General features: G+C 53.1%; 1 protein-coding gene and 2 pseudogenes. All 3 read right to left on the minus strand.

All coding sequences use genetic code 11. The annotated features are described in order from the left end of the window. Positions 1 to 162 (minus strand): transposase (locus AB1E34_RS26085; protein WP_372575203.1); only part of this gene is annotated, 162 nt, incomplete at its 3' end. Between the two features lie 102 nt (positions 163 to 264). After that, a pseudogene (locus tag AB1E34_RS26090) lies at positions 265 to 785 on the minus strand (YceI family protein). A gap of 164 nt (positions 786 to 949) precedes the next feature. Next, positions 950 to 1,092 (minus strand): annotated as a pseudogene (locus AB1E34_RS26145) (transposase zinc-binding domain-containing protein); the annotation flags it as partial.

Raw genomic sequence — 1,092 nt, forward strand, 5'->3', positions numbered from 1 at the left:
CTTCTTGGCATCCGACGGCTCCATGCCGCCATACTTCGACTTGTATTTGTAGAACGTGCCCTGACTGATCCCATAGCGCCTGCACACGTCAGCCGTCTTCTCGCCAGCCTCCTGCTCCTTGATCATCTGAATGATCTGTTCGTCAGTGAATCTCGTCTTCATTTGTCCGTCCTTCAATTGGGCGGACTCTACACAAAGCTGGAGGAGATTCAGGGGCTCAGGTCAAAGACTGTGCAGTTACAGCGCGCACTGCCAAAGCAATTGCTACTCTTTCATCGCCTCGATCGAAATCGAGATATCGACCTTATCACTCACGCCGGGCGCGTATTTTCCTAGCCCGAATTCGGAGCGCAGCACTGAAGTTGTCGCATCAAATCCGATCCAGTCCTTTTGCTCTTTGTCGTGGAAGGCCATTTTGTTTAGCCTCGCGTCCAGAACCACGGACTGCGTTACGCCGTGCATGGTCAGGTCACCGGAAACCATGGCTGTTTTCTCGCCCGTCACCTCGATACCCGTTGACGTGAAGACGATCTGATTCGCATCGGCCGCAACAAAAAATCGTCGCCCTCTGTGAAGTTGACGTCTCTTTGCTCCAAGCCGGTGAACATCGACAGCACCGGGATCGAAACCGAAACGCTGGATGTCGCCGGGTCGTGCCTGTCAAAGCTGATTTCGCCCTCGATGCCCAAGAACATACCAGTCGTTCTTGAAAAACCCAGATGGTCATAGCTGAAAACAATCTGCGACCACTTCGAAGCCAAAAGGTACTTCTCAGGTTCGGCCATCGCTGTCGATGCCAGTGCAGAAACTAAAATGCGAGAGAGCACACAAGCAAAAATAGTTTCATCTTGATCTCCTTTGGTATCTGACTTTCAAAACCGTGCTGAAACCCGAGTGGCTTCACATGTGCGGCGTCATTTTTTCCATCACCAAAGCGGGATCAGGCGCGAATGTGCTGATGATGGCACTTGGTGCAAGCTGCCACATGTCCGCCGAGCGCTTCCGTGCGACAGACCTCGATTGCCGACATGACCCGCAGTTGGCTCAGGTGCAGATACCCAGCATTGGCCTGCCGATAGGCAGGACCATAGG

Source organism: Ruegeria jejuensis, assembly GCF_041537905.1.
Classification (GTDB): Bacteria; Pseudomonadota; Alphaproteobacteria; order Rhodobacterales; family Rhodobacteraceae; genus Ruegeria_C.